The organism is Paenibacillus xanthanilyticus (assembly GCF_042682185.1).
Taxonomy (GTDB): domain Bacteria; phylum Bacillota; class Bacilli; order Paenibacillales; family Paenibacillaceae; genus Paenibacillus_Z; species Paenibacillus_Z xanthanilyticus.
Window position 1 is genome coordinate 2,841,792 of the sequence record NZ_JBHUHA010000002.1, and the last position, 8,209, is coordinate 2,850,000.

General features: G+C 53.4%; 7 protein-coding genes (1 of these 7 running past the window's edge). 6 read left to right on the forward strand and 1 reads right to left on the reverse strand.

The genetic code is table 11. The annotated features are described in order from the left end of the window. Positions 1 to 259: 259 nt before the first annotated feature. From dnaN to gyrB, 5 genes are all read left to right on the forward strand, one after another. Positions 260 to 1,402, forward strand: coding sequence for a DNA polymerase III subunit beta (dnaN, locus tag ACFSKT_RS29965; protein ID WP_377719405.1), 1,143 nt, complete (start codon positions 260 to 262; stop codon positions 1,400 to 1,402). A 33-nt stretch (positions 1,403 to 1,435) separates the two neighbouring features. Continuing rightward, complete coding sequence (gene yaaA, locus ACFSKT_RS29970; RefSeq protein WP_377719406.1) at positions 1,436 to 1,651, forward strand: S4 domain-containing protein YaaA; 216 nt, start codon at positions 1,436 to 1,438, stop codon at positions 1,649 to 1,651. Positions 1,652 to 1,685: 34 nt separating this feature from the next. After that, positions 1,686 to 2,795, forward strand: coding sequence for a DNA replication/repair protein RecF (gene recF / locus ACFSKT_RS29975; protein ID WP_377719407.1), 1,110 nt, complete (start codon positions 1,686 to 1,688; stop codon positions 2,793 to 2,795). A 47-nt stretch (positions 2,796 to 2,842) separates the two neighbouring features. Next, positions 2,843 to 3,091, forward strand: a complete 249-nt coding sequence (gene remB, locus ACFSKT_RS29980; RefSeq protein ID WP_148929281.1) for an extracellular matrix regulator RemB — start codon at positions 2,843 to 2,845, stop codon at positions 3,089 to 3,091. Positions 3,092 to 3,181: 90 nt separating this feature from the next. Then, complete coding sequence (gene gyrB / locus ACFSKT_RS29985) at positions 3,182 to 5,092, forward strand: DNA topoisomerase (ATP-hydrolyzing) subunit B (protein WP_377719408.1); 1,911 nt, start codon at positions 3,182 to 3,184, stop codon at positions 5,090 to 5,092. Positions 5,093 to 5,175: 83 nt separating this feature from the next. Here gyrB and ACFSKT_RS29990 read toward each other — a convergent pair whose 3' ends face one another. Continuing rightward, on the reverse strand, positions 5,176 to 5,952 hold the full coding sequence (locus ACFSKT_RS29990; protein WP_377719409.1) for a YheC/YheD family protein: 777 nt from the start codon (positions 5,950 to 5,952) through the stop codon (positions 5,176 to 5,178). 411 nt (positions 5,953 to 6,363) lie between these two features. Here ACFSKT_RS29990 and gyrA point away from each other — a divergent pair, with 411 nt between their 5' ends. Beyond that, a protein-coding gene (gene gyrA / locus ACFSKT_RS29995; RefSeq protein ID WP_377719410.1) for a DNA gyrase subunit A crosses the window boundary here: on the forward strand, positions 6,364 to 8,209 show its 5' portion. 659 nt of this gene lie beyond the right edge of the window; only the first 1,846 of its 2,505 coding nucleotides appear in the window; it begins with the start codon at positions 6,364 to 6,366; its stop codon lies off the right edge, out of view.

Below are 8,209 nucleotides of genomic sequence, written 5' to 3' on the forward strand. Positions count from 1 at the left end.
GAGCGGCGCAACTTCGACAATTCGCGTGTCATAAACGACAAAAAGTTATGCACGCGTGTATAGTTTATACGGACAAGCCTATGCACAAGCTATTAACATGTGGATAGGCTTGATTTATCCGGGCCAAACCCGCTTATCCACATATCCACCGCGCCTACTACTACGACTACTCTTTTTTTAAAGAAATATCATCAATAGAACAACGTCGGTTTCTCCCGAAAACGATCGACCGTTCGCCATAATCACGAGGAGTGAAATCATGAAACTAACGATACGCAAAGACGAACTGAACGACGCGATTCAACAAGTATCCAAAGCTTCGTCCTCTAGACCTGCAATACCGATTTTGGGAGGCATCAAGTTCGACGTAACGCATCAAGGCGTTACGCTCACCGCATCGGATACCGACATCTCCATTCAAAGCTTTATTCCTGTCGAAGACGGCCAACAAATCGTGGCATCCGTCGACAAACCCGGCAGCGTCGTGCTTCCGGCCAAGTTTTTTGTCGAGATCGTCAAGAAGCTGCCTTCCGAAAATGTCGAAATCGAAGTGAAGGAAGGCCATCAGACCCTCGTTCGCTCCGGTTCCACCGATATCCAAATGGTCGGCCTGGATCCGGAAGAGTTCCCGGTGCTTCCGACAATCGATCAAAGCGAAAGCATCTCGGTTCCCGGCGACCTGATCAAATCGATGATTCGCCAAACGGTATTCGCCGCTTCCACAAGCGAACAAACGCCTATCTTAACCGGCGTGTTATGGAATCTCCAAGAAGATCAATTCAAGTTCGTTGCTACAGATCGTCACAGACTGGCAAGCCGCACCGCTTCAGTGTCCACTGAGAGTGGACTGCGCTTTTCCAATGTCGTAATCGCCGGTAAAACGCTGGTTGAACTGTCCAAGCTCGTGCCGGATGACAACAGTCTTGTTGAAATTGTCGTCGCAGATAATCAAGTGTTGTTCAAAATTGGACATGTGCTGTTCTTCTCGCGTATTTTGGATGGGACATATCCGGATACTTCCAAGATTATTCCGCAGAACTTCAAAACAGAACTCGTCCTTCACACGAAGAAGCTGACCGATGCGATCGACCGCGCCTATCTCATGTCCCGCGAAGAGAAAACGAACATCGTTCGCCTGGCGACCCAAGATGACGGCACGGTTGAAATCTCGTCCAGCTCAACGGAACTTGGACGCGTGACCGAGCAGTTGGAAGTGAAGCAGTTCACCGGCGATCCGCTGCGGGTGGCATTTAACTCCAAATACATGCTCGATGCGCTCAAAGTCATCGACAGCGAATATTTGTTCGTCGGTTTCAACGGTCCGATGAGCCCGATCATCATCAAACCGACGGATCATCCGCATAGTTTGCATCTCATTTTGCCGTACCGGACAACCGGCTAACGAATCGCGAGCAGAGGAAAGAGGCGTACCACGATGAAAGACATCTCGATTTCAACCGAGTATATTGCGCTCGGACAATTTTTGAAGCTGGCCGATTGCATCAGCACCGGCGGCGAAGCGAAGTTCTTTTTGCAGGAAACGAAGGTCGTCATTAACGGGGAACCGGATAACAGACGGGGACGCAAGCTGTACGACGGCGATCAGGTCGAAGTGGAAGGCTGCGGCAAGTTCCGGGTCGTCCGGCGGTAAGACACCGCATAACAGGCGCGTAGGAGGCGGCAGCGTGTTCTTAAATTCCATTCAATTGCAACATTACCGCAACTACGAGCAGCTGGAACTTCGGACCGACAGCCAGGTGAACCTGTTTGTCGGTCCGAACGCCCAGGGGAAGACGAATCTGCTGGAAGCCATTTTCGTGTTGGCGCTGACCAAGTCACATCGCACGAGCAAGGACAAGGAGCTCATCGGCTGGCAGTCGCAAGACGCGAGGATCCGGGGCGAGGTGGATAAGCGTTACGGTTCGGTGACGCTAGACTTAACGCTATCCGGACAAGGCAAGAAGGCGAAGATCAACGGACTGGAGCAGCGCAAGCTGAGCGATTTCGTCGGCTCGCTCAACGTGGTCATGTTCGCGCCGGAAGATTTGGAGATCGTGAAGGGAACGCCGGGCATTCGCAGACGGTTTCTGGACATGGAAATCGGTCAGGTGCAGCCCGGTTATTTGCATTCCCTCGGCCAATACTCCAAAGTGCTCGTGCAGCGCAACAACTACCTCAAGACCGCCACTCCCGGGTCCGTCAACCAGGCCATGCTCGACATCTGGAACATGCAGCTTGCGGAGTACGGTGTTAAAATTATAAAAAAAAGGGAAAACTTTATTCATAAACTGCAAAGATGGGCGCAGCAGATCCATGCCGGCATTACGGGCGGGACCGAAGAGCTCACCATTGCCTACCGCCCCTCCTTCGAGACGGAAGATGCAAAAGATGAATCTGTTTTATTCGAGCGATTTATGATAAAGTTAACACAGGTAAAAGATCAGGAACTGCGCCGCGGAGTAACGCTTGTCGGCCCCCACCGGGATGATATTGCCTTCTTCATCAACGGCAAGGAAGCGCAGGTATACGGTTCGCAAGGCCAACAGCGGACGACGGCTCTCTCGCTGAAACTAGCGGAGATCGAGCTCATTCACGAAGAGATCGGAGAATACCCGCTGCTTTTGCTAGACGACGTCTTGTCGGAGCTCGACCAGAACCGGCAGACCCAACTCATTGAGACCTTCCAGAACAAAGTACAAACGTTCGTTACGACGACCGGGCTTGAGAGCGTCAATATCGCCAAACTGCACGATTCTCGCATCTATCAGGTGAGGGACGGCCAGGTTGTGCGGTAGCGGCGCTTCTGGTACTACCAAGGAATTTTACGGGGAGCGTGCTAGCCATGTATATTCATTTGGGCGGGGAAAAGATCATACGCGCAGCGGAACTCGTGGCGATATTCGATATTTCGATCGAGCAATCCTCGAAGCTGTCCAAACAATTCGTGGCGCAGGCCCGGAAGCGGAAAGACGTTGAAGTTATAGGCGAAGAAGAAGCGAAATCGATCGTTGTGACGCAGCACAAAGTCTACTATTCGCCAATCTCGTCCTCCACGCTGAAGAAGAGATCGCATCATTTTGCGACCACTTGATTCCAGCGGAAAGTGAAGCGAGCAGCCCTGCATTTAGCAGCCCGAAGCCGGGCTGGGGCATAGCAGTCGAGAGGAGCAGTGAATTCGAGCATGTCGTTGAATCAACACACCTACGATGAAAGTCAGATACAGGTTCTAGAGGGTTTAGAGGCTGTCCGCAAACGGCCGGGCATGTACATCGGCTCCACGAGCAGCAAAGGCCTGCACCATCTCGTATGGGAAGTCGTCGACAACAGTATCGACGAAGCACTGGCCGGCTTCTGTACACGCATTGACGTGACCATCCATGAGGACAACAGCATTACCGTTGTCGACAACGGACGGGGAATCCCGGTCGGGGAGAACGTCAAACTGAAGAAATCCACCCTGGAAGTCGTATTGACGGTTCTTCACGCGGGCGGCAAATTCGGCGGCGAAGGCTATAAAGTGTCCGGCGGTCTCCACGGCGTCGGCATCTCGGTCGTGAACGCGCTGTCCGAACTAGTCGTCGTCACCGTTAAGCGCGAAGGCAAGATCCACCAGCAAGAGTATCGTCGCGGCGTGCCGCAATCCGAACTTCAGATCATCGGCGAGAGCGACGAGACGGGAACGACCGTACGCTTCAAGCCGGACCCGGAGATTTTCACGGAGACGACGGTTTATGAGTATGAAATTTTGCAAGGACGTATTCGCGAACTTGCGTTTTTGAATAAAGGCATCGAGATTAATCTGACCGACGAGCGGACCGGAACATCCAATACGTTCAAGTTCGACGGTGGCATTATCGAGTTCGTCCAGCACTTGAACCGGAAGCGCGAAGCGCTGCATGAAACTCCGATTTACGTTGAAGGCGCCAAAGATAACATCCATGTCGAAGTGGCGCTCCAGTACAACGACAGTTACACGGAGAACATCTACTCGTTCGCCAATAATATCAATACGCATGAAGGCGGCACGCACGAATCCGGCTTCAAGAGCGCCCTCACGCGGATCATTAACGATTACGCCCGCAAGACGAATCTCGTGAAGGACAACGACTCGAATCTTTCCGGCGACGACGTCCGCGAAGGGCTCACGGCTATCATTTCGGTCAAAATCCCGGAGCCGCAGTTCGAAGGCCAGACGAAGACGAAACTCGGCAATAGCGAAGTGCGCGGAATCGTAGAGTCGTTCTTTGCCGAGAAGTTCCAGGAGTTCCTCGAAGAGAATCCGGCCGTTTCGCGCAAAATTATCGACAAGGGCCTGCAGGCAGCCAGAGCGCGCGAGGCCGCGCGCAAAGCCCGCGAACTGACACGGCGTAAGAGCGCGCTGGAAGTGAGCTCCCTGCCGGGCAAGCTGGCCGACTGTTCCTCCAAGGACGCTTCGATCAGCGAACTGTACATTGTCGAAGGCGACTCCGCGGGCGGCTCTGCTAAGCAGGGACGCGATCGCCATTTCCAGGCGATCCTTCCGCTGCGGGGCAAAATCTTGAACGTCGAGAAGGCACGTCTGGACAAAATCCTCGGCAATGCCGAAATTCGCGCGATCATTACGGCGCTCGGCACGGGCATCAGCGACGATTTCGATATTGCTAAGGCGCGTTACCACAAGGTCATCATCATGACCGATGCCGACGTCGACGGCGCGCATATCCGTACGCTGCTGCTGACGTTCTTCTACCGGTACATGCGCAAAATTCTAGAGGCAGGCTATATCTACATCGCGCAGCCGCCGCTCTTCAAGATCGAGCGCAATAAGGTTGTGCGTTATGCGCAGAGCGAGCGGGAGCGCGACGAGATTATCGCCGAGTTCGGAGAAGGCGCGAAAGTCAACGTGCAGCGTTACAAAGGTTTGGGCGAGATGAACGCCGGGCAGCTATGGGAGACGACCATGGATCCGGAGAGCCGCACCATGCTGCAGGTTTCGATCGAAGACGCGATCAAGGCGGACGAAATTTTCGAGACGCTGATGGGCGACGAAGTTGAGCCGCGCCGCGATTTTATACAGCAATTCGCGAAGTTCGTGAAGAACCTCGACGTATAGCAATAGGCGAAGTTAGCGAACAAGCCGCACGGGCATCCGGCGGCTTGTTTTTGATTGGATCATCGCGTTAGGCATGAAGGCGGCTATTTTGCCGCACGGCGCTTTTTGAAGCGTTTAATCCGACCGTATTGCACGGCGTAGCGATAGATTTTTCGGAAAATCGAAGGATCCTTTAGCGCGCGGAAAATATACGGATCCGGCTTTGTGTTGACCTCGAGCACCCAGAAACGGAACTGATCGTCCAGAGCGACATCCAGGCCGATTTCCTTCAAGCCGGGATACGTGCCGGAGAGCTGTTTGGCCGTATCGGTGCCCAACCGACGGAGCTCCCCGTACAGCTGCTGCTGACTCTCTAAGTCCAAGTAAGGACGGAGCAGCACAGATACTTCGGTGAGGGTGCCGCCGCTATGATAGTTGGTCACGATTTTGTTCGCCTGCGCCAAGCGGCCGATTAGCCCTGTCGTCTCCCAGCGATTTGCTCCGTTCCGTTGAACCATGACGCGAAGGTCGAAGCTTCGACCCTCCAGCTGCAGCAAGGAGATGCCGCGTTGAATGAGATAGCCGCGTCCGCCCATGATCGATTCCAATTGTTCGGCTAGAGACGAAACGGACGTGGTGGTATGGGCCACCGTTCCCGACTGGAAATAATACTCTTCTTCGCCGGTTTTCCATACGCGCATAACGCCCTTGCCGAATGTGCCGCCGTCGGGTTTTACGTACACCATCCCGTATTGATCGAGCATGATGGCCAGCATATCTGGGCTCCATAGCTTTGTATCCGGTATCCGGGGAGCCAGGAGCGGCGACTGCAGGAGGACGTTCGTCTTGGCCCATTTGCTTCGAACCCGTTGAATAGCCAATGTCAATCCGCCTCTCAGGAGTTGGTAGGGGCACAAGACAAACAAGACAGAGGCTGCAAACAATGGTATAATATCAGGGATAATGCCTATTTTTCGTTTGTTTTTTGGTACCCCGGGGATAGTTTATGTCGAAGCAAGGCGAGTGGAGAGGGTTTGTACCTATCGACCCGGATAGATTGGCGAATATCCATGCGCATGCGCCCACGGTTACGAGGTTTAAGCGACAGCGGTTTATGGGCAAACTGTAATGTTATCCCTTTCATTTTTATACGAAATCATTGCGGGGCAACCAAGCTTTGCGAAGGATAAGCCGCGGATCTCCCCCGCATGGAGTCAACTTGCGTGTGGTCGTCTTGAACAGCGGTGATGCTGCGAAGCACAATCATACGCGAAACTTTTAGGAGGTTTACGATGGCGGAAGAACAACAATCGCAGATTCATGACCGCGATATCAGTACCGAGATGCGCGAATCGTTTATGGACTACGCGATGAGCATCATTGTGAGCCGCGCCCTGCCCGACGTTAGAGATGGGTTGAAGCCGGTTCACCGTCGCATTTTGTTTGCGATGTCGGAACTCGGCATGTCGCCGGACAAGCCTTACAAGAAATCGGCGAGGATCGTCGGCGAAGTCATCGGCAAGTATCACCCGCATGGCGATTCGGCCGTTTATGAGTCCATGGTCCGTATGGCCCAGGACTTCTCGCTTCGTTATATGATGGTCGATGGGCACGGCAACTTTGGTTCGATCGACGGCGACTTTGCGGCAGCTATGCGTTATACCGAGGCCCGTTTGTCCAAGATCGCCATGGAGATGCTGCGCGATATTAACAAAGACACGATCGACTTCGTGCCTAACTACGATGGCGAAGAACATGAACCGGCCGTTTTGCCGGCCCGTATCCCGAACTTGCTCGTGAACGGCGTATCGGGTATCGCAGTCGGCATGGCGACGAATATTCCGCCGCACAACTTGACGGAAGTCATCGAAGGCGTGCAGGCGCTCATCAAGAATCCGGATATTACACCGATTGAGCTGATGGAATATATCAAGGGACCGGACTTCCCGACGGCAGGTTTCGTCATGGGCCGGGAAGGCATTCGCCAGGCCTACACGACAGGCCGCGGTTCGGTTACGATGCGCGCGCGCGTCAATATCGAGGACAATGCTGGCAAAGCGCGTATCGTCGTATACGAGCTGCCATATATGGTCAACAAGGCGCGCTTGGTAGAGAAGATCGCCGAGCTCGTCCGTGAGAAGAAGATCGAAGGTATCACCGATTTGCGGGACGAGTCGGATCGCAACGGCATGCGGGTCGTCATCGAGCTTCGTCGCGACGTTAATCCGAATGTCGTGTTGAACAACCTGTACAAACAAACGCAGCTGCAAACCAATTTCGGCATCAACATGCTTGCGATTGTCAACAAAGAACCGCGCGTGTTGAACCTGAAAGATTGCCTGTATTATTACCTGCAGCATCAAGTCGAAGTCATCCGCCGCAGAACCGAATTCGACCTTAAGAAGGCGGAGGCTAGAGCTCATATTCTGGAGGGCTTGCGCATTGCGCTTGACCACCTGGATGAAGTCATCGCTTTGATACGTTCCTCAAGAACGACTGAAGAGGCGCGCGACGGATTGATATCCAGATTTGCGCTTAGCTACGATCAGGCGCAAGCCATTCTGGATATGCGTCTCCAACGCCTGACCGGTTTGGAGCGCGAGAAGATCGAGGCCGAGTATGAAGAGCTGCAGAAGAAGATTGCCGAGTACAAAGCAATCCTGGCCGACGAACAACTCGTTCTTCAGATCATCAGCGACGAGCTTAACGAAGTTCGCGAGAAATTCGGCGACGAACGCCGCACCGAAATTACGCTAAGCGACGACGAGATCTTGGACGAAGATTTGATCCCTCGCGAAGATGTCATCATCACGATTACGCATGGTGGCTACGTGAAGCGTCTGCCGGTTACCACGTACCGCAGTCAAAAGCGCGGCGGCAAAGGGATTCTCGGCATGGGAACCAAAGAAGACGACTTCGTCGAACATCTCTTCGTTTCCAATACGCACCACTACCTGCTGTTCTTTACGGACAAAGGCAAGGTGTACCGCTTGAAGGCCTATGAGATCCCGGATCTTAGCCGGACGGCCAAAGGTACGCCTATTATAAATCTAATCCAGATCGAGCAAGGTGAAACGGTAAACGCCGTTATTCCGGTCGAAGCGTTCGAACCGGATAAATACCTCTTCTTTGCGACCA